The organism is Lysobacter sp. 5GHs7-4 (assembly GCF_021284765.1).
In the GTDB taxonomy this organism is placed as follows: domain Bacteria; phylum Pseudomonadota; class Gammaproteobacteria; order Xanthomonadales; family Xanthomonadaceae; genus Lysobacter.
Genome location: NZ_CP089924.1, coordinates 4,560,936 through 4,582,218 on the forward strand (window position 1 = coordinate 4,560,936; position 21,283 = coordinate 4,582,218).

General features: G+C 65.5%; 13 protein-coding genes. 3 read left to right on the forward strand and 10 right to left on the reverse strand.

The genetic code is table 11. The features are described 5' to 3' along the window. Positions 1-114: 114 nt before the first annotated feature. The 10 genes from LVB77_RS20625 to LVB77_RS20670 form a co-directional block, all read right to left on the reverse strand. Positions 115-270 carry an RHS repeat-associated core domain-containing protein gene (locus tag LVB77_RS20625; protein ID WP_232910386.1) on the reverse strand — a complete coding sequence of 52 codons (156 nt, stop codon included), beginning with the start codon at positions 268-270 and terminating at the stop codon, positions 115-117. Positions 271-596: 326 nt separating this feature from the next. Then, the gene (locus LVB77_RS20630; protein WP_232908068.1) at positions 597-1,028 is read right to left on the reverse strand and encodes a hypothetical protein; all 432 of its coding nucleotides are present in this window, start codon (positions 1,026-1,028) and stop codon (positions 597-599) included. 368 nt (positions 1,029-1,396) lie between these two features. Then, positions 1,397-1,966 carry a hypothetical protein gene (locus tag LVB77_RS20635; RefSeq protein ID WP_232908069.1) on the reverse strand — a complete coding sequence of 190 codons (570 nt, stop codon included), beginning with the start codon at positions 1,964-1,966 and terminating at the stop codon, positions 1,397-1,399. Between the two features lie 166 nt (positions 1,967-2,132). Next, a complete protein-coding gene (locus LVB77_RS20640; RefSeq protein ID WP_232908070.1) occupies positions 2,133-2,360 on the reverse strand; it encodes an RHS repeat-associated core domain-containing protein in 228 nt (75 codons plus the stop codon). A 143-nt stretch (positions 2,361-2,503) separates the two neighbouring features. Further along, positions 2,504-3,001, reverse strand: coding sequence for a hypothetical protein (locus LVB77_RS20645; protein WP_232908071.1), 498 nt, complete (start codon positions 2,999-3,001; stop codon positions 2,504-2,506). Between the two features lie 16 nt (positions 3,002-3,017). After that, positions 3,018-7,664 carry an RHS repeat-associated core domain-containing protein gene (locus tag LVB77_RS20650; protein WP_232908072.1) on the reverse strand — a complete coding sequence of 1,549 codons (4,647 nt, stop codon included), beginning with the start codon at positions 7,662-7,664 and terminating at the stop codon, positions 3,018-3,020. A 718-nt stretch (positions 7,665-8,382) separates the two neighbouring features. Further along, positions 8,383-9,738 (reverse strand): Gfo/Idh/MocA family oxidoreductase, encoded by a 1,356-nt coding sequence (locus tag LVB77_RS20655; RefSeq protein WP_232908073.1) that lies wholly within the window; start codon positions 9,736-9,738, stop codon positions 8,383-8,385. Positions 9,739-9,843: 105 nt separating this feature from the next. Further along, positions 9,844-10,953 (reverse strand): ricin-type beta-trefoil lectin domain protein, encoded by a 1,110-nt coding sequence (locus tag LVB77_RS20660; RefSeq protein WP_232908074.1) that lies wholly within the window; start codon positions 10,951-10,953, stop codon positions 9,844-9,846. 85 nt (positions 10,954-11,038) lie between these two features. Further along, complete coding sequence (locus LVB77_RS20665; protein ID WP_232908075.1) at positions 11,039-14,029, reverse strand: TonB-dependent receptor; 2,991 nt, start codon at positions 14,027-14,029, stop codon at positions 11,039-11,041. Between the two features lie 125 nt (positions 14,030-14,154). Then, positions 14,155-17,517, reverse strand: a complete 3,363-nt coding sequence (locus tag LVB77_RS20670; RefSeq protein ID WP_232908076.1) for a TIM-barrel domain-containing protein — start codon at positions 17,515-17,517, stop codon at positions 14,155-14,157. Between the two features lie 322 nt (positions 17,518-17,839). Between LVB77_RS20670 and LVB77_RS20675 the strand changes: the two genes are divergently transcribed. From LVB77_RS20675 to LVB77_RS20685, 3 genes are read left to right on the forward strand one after another with little or no spacing between them, the layout of a single operon-like run. Further along, positions 17,840-18,997 (forward strand): SIS domain-containing protein, encoded by a 1,158-nt coding sequence (locus tag LVB77_RS20675; protein WP_232908077.1) that lies wholly within the window; start codon positions 17,840-17,842, stop codon positions 18,995-18,997. After that, entirely contained in the window at positions 18,990-19,943 is a 954-nt protein-coding gene (locus LVB77_RS20680) for an ROK family protein (protein ID WP_232908078.1), read from the forward strand. Before LVB77_RS20675 ends, LVB77_RS20680 begins: the two co-directional genes overlap by 8 nt. 11 nt (positions 19,944-19,954) lie before the next feature. Beyond that, positions 19,955-21,277, forward strand: a complete 1,323-nt coding sequence (locus LVB77_RS20685; RefSeq protein WP_232908079.1) for a D-tagatose-bisphosphate aldolase, class II, non-catalytic subunit — start codon at positions 19,955-19,957, stop codon at positions 21,275-21,277. Positions 21,278-21,283: the final 6 nt, after the last annotated feature.

The following is a 21,283-nucleotide window of genomic DNA, read 5'->3' on the forward strand; positions in this document are numbered from 1 at the left end:
TGTTTTTGGCGGTTATTGGATTAAATTCGAATGCGAATTTCCACACTACGGATCGCGTCAAGTCGCTACGATGCATCGCCCTAATAGTGAAGAAACCCTTCGTATCGAATGCACTTAAGGGATCGCCGTCCGCATACAAAAATGAACCAATCCCCCCTGCAGCCCTGCAGGATCACTCTGCACATACCGCCCACTCCCCGAATCGTAATCCCGGAAGTAGTTGTAATTCAGCCCCGTCGCCGCGTCATACCGCTGCCCCGGGAACCGCATATCGAACACGAAAGCCACGCCGTCCTGGTCCGGGTCTTGTTCCGGCGGGCTGTTGCCGAACGCTTCACCCTTGAGCTGCCACTTCCAGATCGCCTTGTTACGCGCCGGATCGATGACGTAGCGGCGTCGAGGAAATACTCAAATCCGTCCGCCTTAACTTCAGTGGGCACCTGAAATTCAGAACCCAGGAACCCAATTATTGCTGTTGAACCAAGGGAGAAAGGAGGTCGTGCAAAGACGACCTCGTCCTCGGATAGACCCACTAGCGTCGCCAGCGCTTCATCAAGTTTCACGACGCTTGCCTTATCGATTGGCACCATATGGCACTAGACCCCGAAGATCGCTTTATTTCGTCTAATGTAGCTGGCGACGGCAGAGTCAAATCTGTCGCCCAGCCTCCATATCATTTTGTCGCACTCGCTCCATCTTTCTTCACCGTCATCAATACGATCAATGCGCGTGACATTAGCAGGCAATTGCTCGCGCCTTGGTGCTTCCAGCGCTATCACTGAAAGGTCACACGCCCGGGATGCCTCATCTAAACCCACTTCAGCAAACGCATCACGAATGACACGTATGTCCGCTCCAGCCTCGTGGAGATAAGCGAAACCGCCGTTGTCCAAGATCCCCTTCGCCCACAAAGCAAGCACAACGCTACGCTCTGGCGTAGACAATGCTGCGACGCCCAGCTCACCTGCCTTTTGAGCTAAGCCGCCGTTATAAATAGACTGCACAAAATCAAAGTCGTCCGTATGCATCAGGTCGGGCCATCATTAACTTCCATCGTCGGTGGAATGCACATCGCACACAAAAGAATACCTGGCGACGCCCCTCTCATCAGGCCCCTTAGAGCGTTGTACAAGCCACCACCAGCTTTTAAGTGATCTAGGTAGCCACGTATTTCCGGCTCCTGCGAATTCCGAACCTGCTCCAGGCACTCCTGCGTCCGTCGTATCGGCAGCGGAAAAGTAACCTGGCTCCTATTTCGCATGGCGGATGAGGCAGCCGTTGTAGCGTCGCACCTGCTGCCCCGGACGGTTGTAGGCGTAGTTCATCTGCGCAGGGTATGTGCCCTAGGCCCACTGCCCGAAAGACCCGGTTCGCTCCAGGGTGTCCTCGCTTTCCGCTACTTCCTGAGGCGAACGCAGCTGCCCTTATTTCCAAAGTACGGAAGCTTTACCTCAAAGTTGCTGGAACAGCGACTCCCAACATCGTACTGCACCCTTCTGTACTCAAAGCCGTGAAGCTCTTTTAATTTACCCAACGCACACGCCGCTTTGGCCTCAGACGTACCAACACACTTCTTTCCATGCTTGCTCAGTAGAACGGTCGCCCACTCATCTCTGCGCTCTCTATACTGATCATTCGCGTCGAAATAGTAGAACATCAGAAAAACGGCATCCCAAGCTGCCGTAGTCCGCTTCGTCTTGACAGTCACTTCTTGGCACCAATCTCCGCCGCAGAACTCGATACTTCGGGGCACTTCATATTTTGGCCAGTACTTCTGCTCGCTAAAATCGTTCCTCAGAATTGATTGCGAGGAGAGCCCCTCATTCCCGCTTGCATGCGCACCCACGGCAACAAGCGCAGTCAGCACAAGCGGGACGGCCAGTACATTTTTCCTAAACATACCTATCGCCTCAATGAGGGGCCCCATCACCAGGGTTCGTTGAAAGATGCCAATGATCCGGCGCATGACGAAGTCCGTTCGTAAATCCACAACCTGCTGCGCAATCCTTAACCGTCTGATTCGGCCTCCGACATAGGCTTTCGATTTGAATTGCACCCGAAATCGCATGCCGTATCCCCGGGGTGATTCTTGCCCGAGTGCTGAGGCTCGCCCTCGCTACCGCCGGTAATCGTCAATTGCATATTTCGGCGGAGGCGCCAGCCGTTACCCCGAAGCCCGCAAGGCCACTTGGATCAACCGAACCCAATGGACTTCCGTCAACGTAAGAATAGGTGCTGATGCCGCCACTTAGCCCAATCGGATCCGACTGCACATACCACCCACTCCCCGCATCGTAATCCCGGAAGTAGTTGTAATTCAGCCTCGTCGCCGCGTCATGCCGCTGCCCCGGGAACCGCATATCGAAATAGAACGTTCCGGCTTGGCCGGGTGGAATCGGCGGTGCACGTGCTTGGGCATGGCCCCAGCATCGCGCCAGGGCTCTCTGCGCACAGCCAGAGACTTCTGATGCTGGGGTGAGAGAACTACGGAACTGTGGGTGTCCTAGTTCTCTTCTCTCTCACGCTTACTCACATTCGCCGTTGCATCCAAAAGCATCAAAATTCCTGTGCTAACCACCTCTCGAGCCACTTCGAAATCTCGATCAACAGGATAGCTTTCCACCAGATCCAACAATCCACCTCCCGATGCTGTCGAGAAAAACGTCATGTACGCTTGATCCTCCGCAACACCTTCGAACTTATAGACAGCACCACGCGCTCCAAGCGCTAGCCTCACGTCCTTTAACATATTCCAACAATTGATTAAGTCATTGCTGGAGATATCACCTCTATTGCACAAGCTTTCTAATATCTTATCCAAATCAAAAACTGTCGCGCTTTCGATCACGGCATCACTATAGATTTCCGTGCAACTTATCACCAAATCGTCTTGAGTCGCGCCCCATAAGATCAACCCATCGCTTTTGACGACGGCTGCTCCCGCTTCGTCAGTCGATATCCAGCCGATCCAGACGCTGTGCGACTGAAAGACGAAACCCACTGGAAAAATTTCGTTACTAGGTTGGGTCGTCAATGATGTAATACTCCACCCCCTCTCCAAATAATATTTCACCAATCAAGCTAGGCGGCTTCCCATCCGGCCGGAAATGCGTTTCTGCGTACTTCTTTATCTGGTTGAATGGAGTTCCTGGCCCTTCCTTCGTACTCTGCCCGGCCTCTTCGCAGACCCGTCGCGCAAATTGCGATGGCTTTTCGCCATTTCTTGGAACACTGCCTCTTGCCCAAGACGGAACGTCGTTCTTTGGTTTAGATCCACGAACGGGAACGCGAACTTGTGGCTGTTGAGACCACGGTACTCTGGTCGCATCAGACATATACCCCACACCGCGACCAAGCCTTCCGAGCCTCCCAACCGAAGGGCGAACGAGAACACCCTGAAGCCCCAACGGGTCGACCCAAGAATTCGGGCTTCCGTCAACATAAATATAAGTGCCTATACCACCAGCCAATCCAATCGGATCACTCTGCACATACCGCCCACTCCCCGCATCGTAATCCCGGAAGTAGTTGTAGTTCAGCCCGCTGGCGCTGTCGTAGCGCTGCCCGGGGAACCGCATATCGAACACGAAGGCGACGCCGTCCTGGTCCGGGTCTTGCTCCGGCGGGCTATTGCCGAACGCTTCACCCTTGAGCTGCCACTTCCAGATCGCCTTGTTGCGCGACGGATCGATGACGATGCGCGGGCTGCCCAAATGATCGGGCTCGATGTACAGCAGTTTCTGCGACGTGCCCGCGCCGTTGAGCAGACCCACCGGCAGGTCGTCCAGCCAGACCACCTGCTGTAGCGCGACACCGGCGTTGTCGTACTCGCCCAGCCAGCGCCCGTCCTCCAAATACATCGCATGGCGGATGACGCTGCCGTTGTAGCGGCGCACCTGCTGGCCCTGGCCGTTGTAGGCGTAGTTCATCTGCGCCACGCCATTGGCCTTGACCTGGCTTAGGCGGTTCAAGTCGTTGTAGACGAGCTCTTTGGCGACGCCGCCGATGGCGGTGGTGTTGCCCGCGGCGTCATAGGTGCGAGCCACCGTGCCGACCGCGGCCAGGCGATGGTTGCCCGCCGGATAGGTGTAGTTCGTGGTCACGCCCGCGTGCAGCAGGCTGGTGCGGTTGCCGGTGGCATCGTAGCCGTAGGTTTCGATCGGCACCGCGCTGGGGCCGTCCTGGGTCTGCAACAGTCGGTTCAGGGCGTCGTATTGGTAGCGGGCGAACACGGTGGCTTGGTCGCCTGTGCTCTGACGGATTACATTGCCGACCGCATCGCGGTGCAGGAACAGGGAAATTCCATCCTGCGCATCGCCTTGCAAGCGGTAGGTGTCGTAGTTGCGATTAATGTTGCGGGTCATCGGCCGGCCGTTGCCGTAGACCCAGCCGGCCGGCGGGCTGTAGGGGAAGTAGCCGACCGCGGTGACCAGGATTTCGCGGGCCTGGCCTGGGCGGGTCACGCCCACCTGGGTGATCTGGCCGTGGGTGCTACGCACGTAGTCGACCAGGGTGCCGTCGGGGTAAGTGACGGACTTCAAGGCACCGGCCGGGGTGTAGGCGTACAGCGAGACCAGCGCGGGGCCGGTGGTCTGCACCGTCTTGCGCACCATGCGGCCGAAGCGGTCGTAGCAATAACGGGTGGTGCCTCCGGTGCCGCTGGTCTGGCTTAGCCGGCCCTGGGCGAAGGTCTCGCCGGCCGGACAACCGGTTGCGGTGGTGTCGTAGGTATAAGTGCTGCCCAGGGCCGCGGTGGGATAGCTCTGCTGGGTGATCCGCCCCAAGGCATCGTAGCTGTAGGTCGCGGTGATGCTGCGGGCGTCGGTCTGACTGGCGCGGTTGCCGGCGCTGTCATAGGTATAGCTGGTGATGCCGGTATCCGGACTGGTCAGCTGCGTCAGGTCGCCAAAGCCGTTGTAGGCGTAGACGGTGTTCAGGCCCTTCGGGTCGATAACCTGGGTGACCAGATCCAGGTCGTTGTGCAGGTAGTGGGTGTCGGCATTGATGCGGCCCGCGCCGACATCCTCGATCGTCCTGGCCAGGCGGCCCAGCGGGTCGTACTGCGGGTCGGTCACGCGGCCGAGCGCATCGGTCACGGTGTCCGCACGCCCGTCTGCATCGTAGACATAGCCGGTGGCGTTGTTCAGGCCGTCCTTGTCGGTTTGCAACTGGCCCAAGGCGTTGTAAACCCGCGAGCGCGTGGCGTACATCACGCCGTCGCTCTTCTTGTAATCCTCTACGGTGCGGTTGCCGGCCGCGTCCAGGGTGTAGCGGATGTTCCAACCCGAGCGGTCCGTGACCACGGTTAGCCGCTGCGCCGCGTCGTACTCATAACCCGTCCAGTTGCCGTCGGGCTGCGTGATCTTCTGGACGAGGCCGGTGGGGAAGTAGTCGACGCGGGTGATCAGATCGTCGGTTTCGACCGCGTTGTTGGTTCCACGCACCTTGGTGGCGGTCAGCCAGCCGCGCGGGTGGTACTCATAGTCGGTGACCACGCCGTTGGCGTCCTTCACCGACAGCGCGCGGCCTTGGGCGTCGTAAGCCAGCACCTCGGTCACCTGCCCCAAGGCATTGCTGGTCTTCCACAAGTCGCCTTTACGATAGGTACACGTGCTGGGCGAACTGGCGCAGCCGGCGGCGTTGCCGGAGTAGTAGGTGTAGGTGGTGACGTCGCTGACATCCGTGCGCGGGCCATTCACCGATTTAGGCAGGCCCAGCAACGGGCAGGTGCTGTTGCTGACGGCCACGTCGGCGGCTTCGCAGTAAGCGTAGGTCGTGATGCGGGTGGCGTTGGTGACGGCATCGCGCTCGGTCACGCTGGTGGGCTGCTGACGGCTGTTACGGGCGATGCGGGTTTCGCGGCTGCCGACCCGGGCCATGATCAGACGGTTGGCATCGCGCTCGTAGCGCTGCTCGGTCGTGCGTGCCTGCGCCGTGCCCTGCGCCTCGACCGTGGTCTGCACGCGCACCAGCAAGCCGCTGGCGGTATCGGTGGTGTCCAGGTAAGTGTGTTTGGTGACCGTGCCGTTGCGGTCGGTGACGGTGTCGAGGCGGCGACGGAAGTCCGTGCTCTCGGGGTAGTAGGTGTAGCTGAGCGTGCCGGCGCTGTTAGCCACCGACGCGACCTTGCGCGGGGCGCCGCTGGCCGGCGTGGACGTGAGCGCATAGGTATTCAGCCGGCCTAGCGCATTGGTGGCCTTGGCCGTGCCGGTGGGCGTGTATTCCAGCAGCAAGCCCGCGCCGGCGCCTTGCAGCTCGCTGTATTCCACGCGGCCCTTGGCGTCGTAGGTGTAGGTGCTGTGGCGGCGACCGTCCTCAGCGGTCACGCCGGTCAGCAGCATCGGCGCGTTGTTCATGCCGTAGTGGTAAACCAACTGCGCGCCGCCGGCGTAAGTCGCCGTTTGCACCTGTCCCAGCGAGGTGTAACCGTAGCTGGCCAGCACCGTGCCGCCGGAGCTGATCGAAGCCACGGGGGCCGCGCCCTTGCCGGAGGCGTAGGCGAAATCGAGGGCTCGCCCGTTGCTATGCGTGATCGTCGCCAGCCGCTTGAGCGTGTCGTAGCCGTAGCTCAAGGCAGTGCCGTCGTCGTAGCGCTGCGACAGCAACCTGCCCTCGCTGTCGAAGGCCAGTACGCGATCGCCGCGATAGAGCGTCCATTGCGTACCGTTGGCGACCAGGCGATCGCCGCTGCCATCTGCGGCCTCGTAGACCGCGCCCGCGGGCTTGAAGGCGATGTGGGCACCGCTGCCCTCGATCAGGCCGTAGTGCAGCGTCGCGTTGCCGCTAGCCGGATGTGTGCCGATGGCCAGACGGATGTTATGCGAATGCGTCCAGCCGCCGCCGAAGCCGCCGCCGGCAGCGGAGCCACCCGAATGATAGCTGCGCTGAAAGGAGACCCAGCCCAGGTCGAAATCGAGCGTGGCTTCGTTCTTGGCGCCACTGCTGGGCTGGCAACCTTCCTCCGAAGGACAAGCGCGCGCCGGCGCGCTGAAGTAGGTCATCTCCGATCCCGGCACGCCCGCACAGGCTTGCTTGGCGTTGCTCCAGGCGTGCACCGTGACGTTGGGGCACTGGATCGAGCGATTGCGGAGGATCGAGCTGTTTTCGCTGGTGCTGCTGCAGTTGCCGGGCGAGCCGACCGAGTAAGTGGCCGTGTAGCTGGTCGATTCGTTGATGCTTTGGCCGTTGTCCCAGCTGCTATCCACCTGCCAATTGGGCGAGACGGTCACCACCGTCGAGGCCGGGCACCCTTGCCCCGTGCTTTGCCCGTCCAGGCGCTGCTTGATCTGATTCATCACCGTCTGCAGGGTCGCATTCGGCTGCGGAGGGTCGAGCAGGCTTTTGTGGCTCCACTCCCCTACCACGGGTGGCACGCGCTCGAACTCGTATTGATAGATCGTGCGATCGTCCAGCACGGTCTGCTTGGTGATTTCGAAACTGAAGGGGCCATGAGGCAACGAAGCCGAATGGAGGCTTTCCATATCCTGCTGCACGGCGCGTTCGGTGTAGTGCGGACCGTTGAAGGCCCACTCGCTGGCCCAGACCGAGCCGATTTCCTGCGCGGTGGCGGCGCCGCTAAACCAGAACAGCGACCACAAGAGGATCGTCGGTGCGCGCAGCCGTATGGCGTTGGCGCGCTGGCGGTTCATTTCATCGTGACCCATACCACCCCTTCTCTAGTTGTGGCGCCTGGCGCCATGGCGGTCGCGCTTCCGCTTAGTGGCACAAGCAATCCAAGAGCAGCGCGCGTGGGCCCCAAAGACCCGAAGACGATTTCTGAGCTGGCGGCCCTGATGCAACGGTCATCGCGAATGCAAATTCGGGCGGCGCCGACAATGGCGCGCGACGGATACCTGCAAGAGATCGGCGAACTGGCGCGGACCGACTCACTTCCTTTGTGCCTCACTGCCGTGCTCCGAGTGGCTGCAGCGTGTCCTTCGCAATCCCGCGTCTGTAACATTCCAAACGCAGTGCACGGGCATGTTTCTACGCTGGCTTGAACGGCGTCAAGCGGCGCGAAATAGCGCGTCGAAGCTGGCTTTTTTAGTGCGCTTATTCAGCACGAAGTAGGCGCATAAACAACCTATTTAGTAAGTATTTACTGGCGCGCAAAGGCGTGAAATCGACGCAGGCGCAGCGCCGCACGGCGACCATTGGCGCACGACTGCACACTGAATTTTGTCGCCGGATATGAGTATCGTCGCCAGTGGCCAAGCGCCTGCACCAACGCCCGTGAGCCTGCGCCCTGGTTGACGAGCTTTTGAGTGAGACTCAGAAATGGCATCAGGGTCCGTCTGCCGTTCCACGAACGGACCCTGAGCTCGAGGCTCGGGCATCGCATCGCATCGCGGCGGGCCGCGATGCGATCGAACTCGGCCCGCCTCAGTACGTCGCGTCGAACGCGAAGATCGGCTTGCGCGTCTTCCACAGGCCCTGGGTGAAGTCGGGGAACTCCAGGGTCTTGTAGCTCTCGGCGATCGACTGCTCCGACAGCGGCGTGATCGCGCTCCAGGCCACCGCGTCGTAGATGTCGATCGGCATCGGCGCCTGCGCCTTCACCGCCTCGACAAAGGCATGGATGACGAAGTAGTCCATGCCGCCGTGGCCGGCGCCCTCGGCGTCCTTGGCGTATTTGCGCCACAGCGGATGGTCGTACTGGTCCTGGTAGGCCTGGAAGTCTTCCCACTTGTGCGCGGGGCTGCGGCCTTCGATATGGATCGAGTGGTTCAGGTCCATCCACAAACCCTTGGTGCCCTGCACGCGGAAGCCCAGCGAGTACGGGCGCGGCAGCGAGGTGTCGTGCTGCAGCAGGATGGTTTCGCCGTTTTCGCAGGCCAGGGTGGTGGTGACCACGTCGCCGAGCTTGAACTTGGCCTGCGTGCTGGGGTGCGTGGTGCCGCCGCTTTTGGCCACGGTGTATTCGTGCAGGCCGCGCGCCTTGGTGGCGAAGCTGTTGATGTGGGTGAAGCGGTTGCCGCGGTTGATGCCGGTGTACATGGCGCAGGGACCGATGCCGTGGCTGGGATAGAGCTCGCCGTTGCGCTGCACCGAATGCTCGGTGCGCCAACGCGCCTCCGACCAGCCTTTGGCGCCGAACTCCACGCCGCTGCCGTAGGGTTGGTCGGGATCGCCGGAGTTGAACTTCACCGCGCGCAGGTCGTGCTGGTAGCCGCCCTGCAGGTGCACCAGCTCGCCGAACAGGCCCGCGCGCACCATCTGCAGCGCCGCCATCACGTCGCGGCGGTAGCACACGTTCTCCAACAGCATGTAGGGCGTGCCGGTGCGCAGCTGCGTGCGCAGCACCTGCCAGTGATCGTCCAGGGTCACACCGGCCACCACCTCGCAGCCCACCGCGATCTTGGCCTCCATCGCATCGATCGCCATCGGCGCATGCCATTCCCAGGGCGTAGCGATGATCACCGCGTCCAGCCCGCGCTGCTGCAGCAGGCGACGGTAGGCGTGCGTGTCGCGGTCCTGGCCGTAGGCCTTGGGCGCGGGCTTGCCGGCCTTGGCGGCCATGTCCAGCGCACGCTGCAGCATGATCGGCTCTATGTCGCACAGCGCCGCCACCTCGACGTCGTCGCGCCGCAGCAGTTCTTTCAGCAGCACCTGACCGCGCATGCCGGTGCCGATCAGGCCCAGGCGGATGCGCCGGTTCGCGGCCCAGGCCGGCGTGTTCGGCAGCAGGGCGCTGGCGCCGATCGCGGCGCTGGCGATGATGAAATCTCTACGGTTCATGCTGTGCTCCTGTGCATCCGCGGCCGGCTCTGCCATCAGCTTGCCACGCGCGGTTCGAATGAAAGCGGGCGGACGGCGCGAAACCGTCCGATCCGCCGAAATAGGTCAAGGTTTCAGGCGCCAACGCTGATAGCCGTTGGCCAGGCAGGCGTAAGTACGCAGGTACGCGCCGCGCACCGCGCCGTTCATCGGGTCCAGGCACTGCCGCGTGCCGACGTTGTAGACCTCGTTGGAGCCAGGGATCGGCAGCCAGCGCTGGCGCGAGCCGTTGCCGCAGTCGGCCAGCCGCACCTTGCCGTCGGTGTCGGCCTGCAGGCACTTGCTGCGCGAACGCATCAGCAGGCGGAAGTTGTCGTCGCGTTCGATCTGCTGGTTGGCGTTGGCCGCGCAGTCCCACAGGCCGGCCCGGGCGCTGCCGGATAAGGTGTCCAGGCAGTAGCCGCTGTGTTCGTTGAGCAGCCGCTGCGGACTGCCGAGGGTGCCGTAGACGTTGGCCGCGGCGGTGCAGTCCTGCTCGGCCGTGCAGGCGGCGCGGGCGATGGTGGCGCAGATGCCGTAGGTGGTGGCGGTGCTGGTCACCGGCGCCACGCTGCCCTGCTCCGCGCTGGGCGCATGCAACACCGCGCTGCTGGCCGGCACGGCCGCGCAGCTCGCGCGTTCCTGGCTGCCTTGCGCGTAGTCCTCAAGAAAGGTGTTGGTGCGGTTGGTCAGCCCGCCCCAGGCCGCCGGCACCTGGATGGTCGCGACCTTGCGCTGGCCGCCGCTGCCGGTGTCGACGATGTAGGCCGCCCAGCGCGCGGGCGCCTCAGCGACGATGCGGATGTCGTAAGTCGCGCGCTGCCGCCAGTCGTAGGCGACCCAGCACTGCACGCCGCTGCCCTCGTGATCGAAGTAGGCGCATTGGGTGCCGGGCTCGGCGGTCCAGCCGGTGGCCTTCCAGATCGAGAAGTTCAGCGCCTTGTTGTGGCCGTCGCGCTGTTGCAGGCCGACGTAGCCGCCGTCGCCGCCCTTGAACCAGAACTGGTGCGCCCAGTAGGTGTAGCCGTCCTTGCCGGGCTCGTCGGTGACGGTGGTGGGGAAGTTCATGTGCAGATAGCCCACATCGGTGGCGGGCCACTGGCGGTCGATGGCGACCATGCCGCCGGCGACCAGGGCGTAGGCGTTGGACGACAGCGAAAGACACAGCAACAGCACGGCATGGCGGATGGCGCGCATGGAACCCTCCTGGTAAAGACGTGTCGTCGTGACGTGGTCGCGCACGGCGGCCGCCCCGGTCAGGAGCGGCCGCGGTGCGCTGCGATCAGAACTTGTAGCCGACCGAGAAGCTGAAGACCCGGCCGAAGTTGTTGGTGTAGCCCGGGAAGGTCATCCAGTCGTTGGGGTCGTAGAACGGATGGCGGTCGAACAGGTTCTTGACGGTGGCGCCGACGGTGAGCTTGTCGGTCGGCTTCCAGGTCACGCCCAGGTTGGCCGTCCACCAGGCCGGCGCGCCGTCGCACTTGCTGGGCTGCACCGAGACGAAGCTGCCGGTGCAGGTCTCTTCGTTGTTGTCCTGCGCGTCGATGCGGTCGTAGGCCCACTTGGTCTTGCCGACGTAGTTGACGTAGAAGCTGGTGTTCCAGTCGCCGTAGTTCCAGTCGACGTTGAAGGTCGCGCGCAGACGCGGGTTGTTGTAGTAGCCCACGGTGTTGCCGTACAGCCAGCCCGAATCGTCGCCGGCGTGGTACATGTTGCGGCGCGCGATGGTTGCGGCCACGCCGACGTTCAGGCGACCCCATTCGCCCAGGTCGAAGCGGCTGCGCGCGTCGATGTCGAAGCCGTCGACCAGGGTACGGCCGCGGTTGCGGTACTGGCCGATGACGCTGGAAATGTTGCCGATGCTGTAGCCCGGCAGCGTGCCCGGACAGGTCACGCCGCTGGCCGGATCGGCGCACATCGCCGCCAGCGCGGCCAGGTTGGCGCGGTCGGCGTCGGTGATGCCGAAACGCGTCATCGCCAGGATGTCCTCGGGCTTGCTGTAGTCCGGGGCGACGATCTCGTTGCGGCGGTAGATGAACCAGTAATCGGCCGACACCGACAGCCAGTTGGTCGGCTCGTAGACGAAGCCCAGCGTGGCGATCTTGGCCTTCTCCGGCTCCAGGCTCTGGTTGGGCTGGGTCAGGCGCGCGACGTTGCGACTGCAGTCGGAGTTGCGCAGCGTGCGGCCCAGGTCCACGTCGCCGGGACGCGCGGACTGCAGCAGCAGATTGGCGATGGCGTTGGTCTCGTTGCAGCGCACCTCGTCGCGATAGCCGCCGATCTGCGCGAACACGCCGCCTTCGCCGGCCTCGGCCAGGCTGGGCGCGCGGAAGCCTTCCGAATAGGTGCCGCGCAACATCAGTTGCTCGAACGCCTGGTACTTCAGGCCGATCTTGGGCGCGAAGTTGGCGTTGAAGTTCGGGTACTTGTCCACGCGCGCGGCCAGTTCCAGCTCCAGCTTGTCGGTGATCGGGGCCACCGCCTCGCCGAACAGCGCGTAGGTGGTGCGCTTGCCGTCGAACCAGGAGCCGCCCTGCTGGGTGATCAGGCCGTTGGCCGCATCCGCGTTGCCGGGCGTGAAGAAGGTCTCGCGGCTGAGGTTGAAGCCGAACGCCGCGCGCACCTCGCCCGCGGGCAGCGAGAACAGCGGCCCCTCGATCTTGCCGTCCAGCGTGTGCAGGCGCGTCCACGACTCGATGTCGAAGGTCGGATAGGCCTCGCGCAGCAGCTTGGCGTTGGCCTCGCTGATCTCGCCGAACTTGTAGGCCGGATTGTCGGAGATGATCACCCGGCCCGTGCCCGGGTCGACCGTGAACGGACCGAAGGCGCGCTCGAAGCCCTCCAGGTTGACGTTGACCGTCTGGTAGGTGACCGAATGCGAGCCGGCGGTGGTGAAGGCGCTTTCCCAGCTCCAGTCGCCCCAGGCGCCGCGCAGGCCGAACATGCCGCGGTAGCTCTTGTCGGTGTTGCGCTGGCCGAAGTAGTCGCCGCCCACGTCCTGCAACAGGTACTGCAGGCCGACCACGCCGCCGTTGATCGCGCGCAACGCCGGGCTGGCCTTGTTGTAGACGTTGTTGGGGCCGAGATACGGATACAGGAATTGGTTGACGGTGTTGCCGGTGTTGCGCGAGAACCAGCTGGTCGGGTTGCCGGTGGTGGTGCCGTAGCTGCGCGGCGTGCCGCCGTTGGCGCGCAGGTCGATGTCGGTGTAGGTGGCTTCGGCGAAGGCTTCGGTGGTGTCGCCCAGCAGGAAGCGCGCGCTGACGTAGGCGGTGGCGCGCTCGGACTGGGCGCCGCCGTCGATCTCGTTGTTCAGCCAGGTCTGCCAGATGCAGCGCGGACCGGCCGCTTCGACGACGACGTTCTGGCAACCCGGCGCGGCTTCCTGCGTGCGCCGGCCGGTGACCGGGTTGATCGCGAAGTAGCTGCCGGGATTGAACGCGCCCGGCGCGCTGCCGGTGCCCAGGCGCAGATTGTTGATGTAGTTCGGGTTGTTGACGTAGAACTGCTCGGGCTTCTTGTCGTACCACTCCGACAGCGGAATCGGGTCGCGACGGTACAGATTGACCGAGGCGTAGACGTTGTAGCGATCCTCGTCGAGATCGCCGAAGCCGCCGGTCAGGCTGAGCTGGTGCTCGCCGTAGGAGTCGAAGCGCGGCGCGAAATCGGTGGTGAGGTTGATCTCGGCGCCCTGGTACTCGCGCTTGGTGATCACGTTGATCACGCCGGCGACCGCGTCGGTGCCGTACACGGCCGAGGCGCCGTCGGTCAGCACTTCCATGCGCTCGATCGCCGCGGCGGGAATCGCGTCGATGTTGACGAACTGGGTCTGGAAGCCGGCCGGCGCGCCGTAGTAGGACAACCGGCGGCCGTTCAATAGCACCAGCGTGCCTTGCGCGCCCAGGCCGCGCAGGTTGGCCTGCGAGGCGCCGTCGGAACCGGTGAACAGCGACTTGGAATCCACCTGCGCCGGGCGGGCCGCGGGCAAGTTATCGAGCACCTGCAGCAAAGTGCGGGCACCCATGTTTTCGATATCCTGCTTGCTGATCACCTGCACCGGCGATGCGGTTTCCACATCGCTGCGCTTGATGTTGGAGCCGGTGACCTGGATGCGCTCCAGTTCGGTGGCCTTTTCCTTGGCGCCTTCGTCGGGCGCGGCGGCGTCGGCGGTCTGCGCGTAGACGGGACCGGCGGCCAGCGCGGCGACCAGCGCCATGGACAGCGCGGAAACGGGAAAGCGGCGATGGCGACAGCGTTGGCTTGAATGCAACATCTTCGGCTCCAGATCGATCGGCAGCGCTCGGCGCTGCGCGGGCGGGTTGGCTTGCGTTGGGCAACAAAGCTCCGGTGCCGCGGCCGGCGGCCGCAGTCGGAAGGCGAGAGCTGGGGTGACGCTGGCTAGGGTCTGGCGATGGCGGCGGTGTCGCCCTCCTGTCCGATCAGCACGGCATTGGCCCAGTTGGCGCAGACCTGCGCCGGCCGGGCGCCCTGCGCACCCAGGGTGCGCAGGCTCAGATGCTTGAGGCCGCGGATGTCCAGTTCGGGTTTGACCACGCCCGGCGCGCGCACCAGGCCGCTGTCGAACAGCAGCCGCTGGTCGCCCCAAACCTGGAATTGCAGGCCGCCGGCATCGCGGCAGCTGTCGTCGATGCCCAGGTCGGCGCGCAACAGGCGCCAGTCGCCCTGCAGTTGCAGGTCGATGCGGCTGTCGGCGCCCACGCCCAGCCCGCGGCGGAACAGCAGGCCGTTCATGCGCATCTCGTTCTGGCCGCCGTGCGCTTTGTCGCGCGCGATGTCGGTCGCCAACGGCAGTTCGGACAGATAGCGATGCTGCGCGGGCCGCTCCGGCACGCGATGTTCCAGCACGCGGAAGGTCGACAGCGCGATCGGGCCGACGTCGCGCGGGCGCAGCGCATCCACCGCGCGCGCCGCGCCGCCCTGCGCCGCCGACACCATCGGATCGCTGCCGCTGGCGGCGTCGCCGTCGGGATTCTGGGTGCTGAGCACGCGGAAGCGCAGCAAGCGGCCGGCACGCGGCGCGAAGTCGATGCGCTGCAGTTCCTGCTGCAACTTCAGATGCCCGCGCGCGATCGGCTCGCCCCACTCGCCGTTGCTGTCGGCCAGATAGATTTCGTAATCGCGGACCTGGCCGTGCTTCCAGTGCTGATCGTTGCGCGGCGCGATCTCGATGCCGTCGATCAGGCTGCGTTCGCCGAAGCCGATCGTCCATTCGTGCGCGCCGGTGCGCACGGCCTGGTTGCGCACGCTGCGGAACCAGGTGGCCGGATCGTCGTCGAACGCGTTCTCCAGCGCATGGCCGGGCTCCTCGGCCGGACGGTTGACCACCAGCAGGCTGTCGGGCGGCAACGCGCGGCCCTGTGCGGGCGCGGCCGGGAATGCGTCGTCGGCGACCACGCCACTGACGGGAAGATCCAGGCGGAACGCGACGGCGCGGCGGATGTCGATCGCCGCGGTGCGCACATGCAAGGTGCCGCGACGTTCGGCGGCGTCGAAGTACCAGCCTTCGGCGGCCGTCTGCAGCGCCGCGGCGTCGGCGACGGCCGGCAGCGGGCGTCCGTCCAGCTCGACCGCGCGCGGACGCTCGCGGCTGAGCACGCGCAAGGCATAGCGGCGCTGCGGCAGCTGGCCGGCGTACTGGCCGCGTTGCGCCTCGATGCGCACGCGCACTTCGCCGCCGCCCTGCGCGGGCGCCTGCACCGCGATCGTCTGTTCGCTGAACTCGCCCTTCTGATAGCGGCGCGTATTGCCGTCGTCCTCGTACAGGGTGTAGCTGGACTCGCCCTGCGGATACAGATCCAGCGTCAGCTCGTCCAACGGCTTCTCGCCGTCGTACAGCATCGCCGGATACATCGGCAGGATCGCGCCGGCGCGCACGAACACCGGCAGCGTGGCCAGTTCGACCTGGCGATCGAGCTGGCGGCCCTGCGCGCCGGCCTGCAGCTGGCGGCCGTCCCAATAGTCGATCCAGCGGCCCGGCGGCAGGTGAATGTCGCGCCGCCAGCCGCGGCTCGCGGCCTGGCTGCGATACACCGGCGCCACCAGCAGCTCGCGACCGAGCAGGAACTGGTACTTGTGCGCCTCGGTGTAGGCCTGCGGATCCTGCGGGTAGTCCCACATCAGCGCGCGCAACGGCGGCGCGCCGCTAAGCTCGGCTTCGCGGGTCAGGCCGTACATGTACGGCGTCAGACGCATCTTCAGCTTCAAGTAGTCGCGGTTGATGCTGCGGTAGGGCTCGTCGTACCACCACGGATGCTTGCGCCCACCCGAGGACCAGCCCGACATGCCCATCAGCACCGGGGTGAAGGCCTTCCATTGCAGGTCGCGGGTGTAGGTTTCGGCGCTGCCGCCGAAAATGCCGTCGACGTCGCCGGTGGCGTAGGCCATGCCCGACAGGCCCGAACCGATCAGTGTCGGGATATGCCAGCGGATGTAGTCCCAGCTGCCGCTCTGGTCGCCGGTCCAGGCCACCGCATAGCGCTGGATGCCGGCCCAGCCCATCACCGTCCACAGGAACGGGCGCGAGTCGGCGTTATTCAAGATGCCGTCGTAGGCGGCATGGTTGGCGTCCATCGCGAACTGGTAGCCCTTGCCGGTCCAGGCCACGTCCAGCTTCTGCACGCGGCTGCCGGCGCTGCCGACTTCCCAGGCGATCTTGTCGACGCCGTCCTCGGTCCACAGGCCGGTGCGGAAGCCGTAACGCGCCAGCCCCTGCACCACGTTGGGCAGCTCCTTGTAGCCGCAACCGTAACCGTCGTTGGGCAGGATCCAGCCGCCGGGCATGTCGTGTTCGCGGTACTGCCGCGCGACGCTGTCGACCACGTCCGGCGTGTGTCCGCTGGGGCCGTCGCTCCAACCTTCGGGCACGGTGCCCGGCTTCTTGACGTTGTCGCCGTCGTTGTAGCAATCGGCGTCGCCGTAGGACAGCGCCCAGCGCGGCAGCAGGCCGGCACGGCCAGTGAGCGCGGTGTAGCGGTCCAGCAGCTGCGGCAGGCCGGCGCCGACGAAGTAGTAGGCGTCGAAGCGGTCCTCGCGATGCAGCAAGGTCGCCGCCTCGGGTTCGCGCAGGTCGTAGCTGCCGTCGCTCCAGGTGTTGCGCAGCATGCCCCAGCCGCGCGAGCTGAGCAGCATCGGCGCCGGGCTCGGGCGGTCGCCGTCTTCCCAGCCGCCGGAATAGGAAATCTCCAGCTCACGGCCCTTGAACTCGTAGCGGCCGTTCTGCTGGCCGCCGCCGTAATAGTGTTCGCCGGCGTCGCTGGACAGCACTTGCACGCTCTGTTTGGCGTCCAGGTCCAGCGGTTGCAGTTCGCGCCACAGCGGAATCGCGCGACCGGCTTCGATGCGCTCCAGCGCCAGCCGCAACGGTTGGCGCTGGATGTGCAGCACCAGGGCATCGGTGCGGATGCGCACTTCGCTGGCGTCTTCTTCGACGCTGTACTTCACCTCGGCCGCCGGCTGCGCGAGCACGATCGGCGTGGCCTTGTCGCCGCTGGCGGCGAACTTGCCGCCGCGCGCGGCCTGCACGCGCAGCAGATCGGCGCGCAACAGTTCGATGCGCAGGCGCGCGCCGCTGTCGGTGCTCAGCTCCCACACCGGCGCGCGGCCCTGGCCCGACGCGGCCGCGCTCGGCGAGACCGCGCGCAGATTGCCCACGGGCGCGGCCGACAGCGACGCGCTGGCCGCGCACAGCGCGAAGAGCGCTGCGATCAGCAGACGGCCGAGGCCTCGTGCGCTGGTGTCCACCTTGCCCCCAAGCCCGCCGATGCGGGGATCCGAAACGCTTGCGACCGACTCTAGGGCAGCGTGTCGAAATATGTCAACAAATTGCAAAGTAAAAAGAAGGATATTTTCTGAATATCGAAAGATTGTGCAAAGCACAACTTACTGTTCGAAATGGCACGGGCCTGGATCTTTCGCTCAAACCGCGTATTTGCTGCACTGCGGCACGTCCGGGCAGGAACTCCGTGGCGAATCGACGAAACGGCCATAATCTTTCTATTAGCTTTCGATGTTTGACATTTCGAAAGAAAACGCAGATCGTGAGCGCGCCCAACAGGAACCGTGAATGGACGCTCCCCTGCTACCCGATTTGTCCGCCTGGCAGCGCCTGGGCGGGGCCCACACCGCCGAAGAGATCGCCCAGCAGCCCGCGCTGTGGGGCGAACTGGCGCAGGTGCTGGAGCAGTCGCGCGAGCGCATCGACGCCTTCCTCGGCGATTGGCTGCGCCAGCCCGGGCACCGGGTGATCTTCACCGGCGCCGGCAGCTCGGGCTTCATCGCCGAAATGGTCGCCGACCAGATCAATGCGCAGTGGCCGGCGGACGTGCGCGCCTTGCACACCACCAGCCTGCTCACCCATCCCTCGCTGTATCTGCAACACGACCGCCCGACCCTGCTGGTGTCGTTCGCGCGCAGCGGTTCCAGCCCCGAAAGCATGGCGGCGGTGGAGCTGGTGCGCGACCTGGTCGAGCACGCGCGCTTCCTCGACATCACCTGCAACGGCGAAGGCGAACTCGCGCGCCGCGGCCGCGACCGCGCCGACACCCTGACCCTGCTGATGCCGCCGGCCAGTTGCGACCGCGCCTTCGCCATGACCAGCAGCCTGAGCTGCATGCTGCTGGCCGCGCTGGCGGTGTTCGACGCCGCGCCGTGGCCGCAGCGGCTGCAACGCCTGCACGTGCTGGCCGCGCACGCGCAGCGCGCGCTGACCGAATGGGACGCGGACGTGACCGCGCTGGCGCAGCAGCCTTACCGCCGCGTGATCTACCTGGGCAGCGGCCCGCTGGAATCGCTGGCGCGCGAAGCCGCGCTCAAGCTGCTGGAACTCACCGCCGGCCGCGTGCTGGCGCTGGCCAACACACCGCTGGGCTTCCGCCACGGCCCCAAGTCCACCGTCGACGGCGACACCCTGGTGGTGCTGCTGCGCAGCGCCGACGCGGTCGCGCGCCGTTACGATCAGGACCTGCTGGACGAATTGCGCCGCGACGGCATCGCCGGCCGCGTGCTGTCGGTGGGGCCGCGCGCGCGCGATCAGGCCGACGACGATTTCGCCCTGGATGCGCCCGCCCTGCCCGATCCGTGGCTGGCGCCGTTGTGGCTGAGCATGGCCCAGCGCTACGCGTTGCAGCGCTCGGCCGCGCTCGGCCTGACCCCCGACAACCCCTTCCCCGACGGCACCGTCAACCGTGTCGTGCAGGGCGTGACCATCCACCGCCATGGCTGAGTCCGTCGCCAGCGCGCAGACCTACTACGGCCTGGACATCGGCGGGACCAAGATCGAGCTGGTCGCCTGCGACCAGAACATGCAGGTGCGCTACCGGCGCCGCGTGGCCACGCCCACCCACGACTACGACGCGTTTCTGCAGGCGGTGATCGATCTGGTCACCCACGCGGACGCCGACATCGGCAGCGCCGGCCTCGCCGTCGGCCTGGGCGTGCCCGGCGTGGTCGATCGCGACAGCGGACGCCAGCTCAGCTCCAACGTGCCGGCGCTGACCGGACAGCGCGTGGGACCGGATCTGCAGGCGCGCCTGTCGCGCCCCTGGTATCTGGGCAACGACTGCCAATGTTTCGCCCTGTCGGAAGCACAGGGCGGCGCGGCGGAGGGCTACGCCAGCATGTTCGGCGCGATCCTCGGCACCGGCGCCGGCGGCGGCTACTGCCTCGACGGTCGCCTGATCGCCGGCCACAACGGCATCGCCGGCGAGTGGGGCCATTGGAGCGTGCCGGCCGCGCTGCTGCAGCGCCACGGCCTGCCGGTGCTGGACTGCGCCTGCGGCCTGCGCGGCTGCATGGAGCGCTACGTCTCCGGCAGCGGCCTGGCCTTGATCCACCAACACGTCGGCGGCGACGTCCTCGACGCCAGCGCCATCGCGCAGCGCGCCGAACAGGGCGACGCGCAGGCCTCGCAGGCCATGCGCATCCACCGCGACCTGCTCGGCTACGGCCTGGCCGGGCTGGTGCTCACGCTGGACCCGCACGTGATCGTGCTCGGCGGCGGACTGTCCAAGCTCGACGCCCTCTACCGAGACCTGCCCGCGGCGGTCGCCGCGCATCTGTTCCGCGGCCCGCGCGTGCCGCCGATCCTGCCGCCGCTGTTCGGCGACGCCGGCGGCGCACGCGGCGCCGCCCTGCTGGCGCGTCAGCGCCATCAGGCCGCCCGACCCTGACGAGAATCTCCATGTCCCTGGTGCAAAGCCTGATCGCCGCCCATCGCCGCGGCGAACGCGTCGGTCTCTACAGCGTGTGCTGCAGCAACGAACAGGTGCTGTGCGCGGCGATGCAGGTCGCGCAACGCTACGACACCGTGCTGCTGATCGAGGCGACGTCCAACCAGGTCGACCAGTTCGGCGGCTACACCGGCATGACGCCGGCGCAGTACCGCGATTTCGTGCTGCAGCTGGCGCGCGAACAGGACTTTCCGCGCGAGCGCCTGATCCTGGGCGGCGACCATCTCGGCCCCAATGCCTGGCAGCAGCGCCCGGCCGCCGAAGCCATGGCGCTGGCGCGCGAGCTGATCGCCGCCTACGTCGCCGCCGGCTTCCACAAGATCCACCTCGACTGCAGCATGGCCTGCGCCGACGACCCCACGCCGCTGCCCGACGAGATCGTGGCCGCACGCTCGGCTGAGCTGGCGCGCGTGGCCGAACGCGCCGCCGCCGATGCCGGCCTGCCGCCGCCGGTGTACGTGATCGGCACCGAAGTGCCCGTGCCGGGCGGCGAAGCCTCGCTGGGCGGCGGCGTCGCGGTCACCGCACCCGACGCGGCCGCGCACACGCTGGAAATTCATCGCCTGGCCTTCCTGGCCCCGGACCTGGCGCCGGCCTGGGAGCGCGTGATCGCGATGGTGGTGCAGCCCGGCGTCGACTTCGACCACAGCCTGGTGCAGCGTTACGACCCACAGGCCGCGCGCGCCTTGTCGGCCTTCGTCGAAGGCCAGCCGCGCATCGTCTTCGAGGCGCACTCCACCGATTACCAGAGCGAGGACGCGCTGCACGCGCTGGTGCGCGACCACTACGCCATCCTCAAGGTCGGCCCAGCCGCGACCTACGCCTACCGCGAGGCCGTGTTCGCGCTGGCGGCGATCGAACGCGAGCTGTTGCCCGCCGAGCAATGCTCGGACCTGGTCGAGGTGCTGGACCGCTGCATGCGCGAGCGCCCCGCGTACTGGAACAAGCACTACCACGGCGACGAACGTCAGTTGCGCCTGCTGCGCGCCTACGCGCTCAGCGACCGCAGCCGCTACTACTGGGGCGAGCCGGAGGTGCAGGCCGCGTTGCAGCGCCTGATCGACAACCTGCGGCGCACGCCGCCGCCGACGATCCTGCTCAGCCAGTTCATGCCCGAACAGCAACGCGACGTAGAAGCCGGCCGCCTGCAGGCCGAGCCGCTGGCGCTGATCCGCCACCGCATCCACGGCCGCCTGGCCGAGTACGCCCGCGCCTGCGCCCGCAACGGCATCGGCAGCGAAAACGAAACCTCCGCAGCCAAGTCCCTTTCGTAAGGCTAA

What these genes read in the sequence shown, in the direction of transcription:
- LVB77_RS20650 (WP_232908072.1), bottom strand. Translation starts at nt 7,664, where the DNA reads ATGGGTCACGATGAAATGAACCGCCAGCGCGCCAACGCCATACGGCTG.
- LVB77_RS20665 (WP_232908075.1), bottom strand. Translation starts at nt 14,029, where the DNA reads ATGTTGCATTCAAGCCAACGCTGTCGCCATCGCCGCTTTCCCGTTTCC.
- LVB77_RS20685 (WP_232908079.1), top strand. Translation starts at nt 19,955, where the DNA reads ATGTCCCTGGTGCAAAGCCTGATCGCCGCCCATCGCCGCGGCGAACGC.
- LVB77_RS20660 (WP_232908074.1), bottom strand. Translation starts at nt 10,953, where the DNA reads ATGCGCGCCATCCGCCATGCCGTGCTGTTGCTGTGTCTTTCGCTGTCG.
- LVB77_RS20635 (WP_232908069.1), bottom strand. Translation starts at nt 1,966, where the DNA reads ATGCGCCGGATCATTGGCATCTTTCAACGAACCCTGGTGATGGGGCCC.
- LVB77_RS20625 (WP_232910386.1), bottom strand. Translation starts at nt 270, where the DNA reads ATGCGGTTCCCGGGGCAGCGGTATGACGCGGCGACGGGGCTGAATTAC.
- LVB77_RS20630 (WP_232908068.1), bottom strand. Translation starts at nt 1,028, where the DNA reads ATGCATACGGACGACTTTGATTTTGTGCAGTCTATTTATAACGGCGGC.
- LVB77_RS20680 (WP_232908078.1), top strand. Translation starts at nt 18,990, where the DNA reads ATGGCTGAGTCCGTCGCCAGCGCGCAGACCTACTACGGCCTGGACATC.
- LVB77_RS20640 (WP_232908070.1), bottom strand. Translation starts at nt 2,360, where the DNA reads ATGCGGTTCCCGGGGCAGCGGCATGACGCGGCGACGAGGCTGAATTAC.
- LVB77_RS20675 (WP_232908077.1), top strand. Translation starts at nt 17,840, where the DNA reads ATGGACGCTCCCCTGCTACCCGATTTGTCCGCCTGGCAGCGCCTGGGC.
- LVB77_RS20655 (WP_232908073.1), bottom strand. Translation starts at nt 9,738, where the DNA reads ATGAACCGTAGAGATTTCATCATCGCCAGCGCCGCGATCGGCGCCAGC.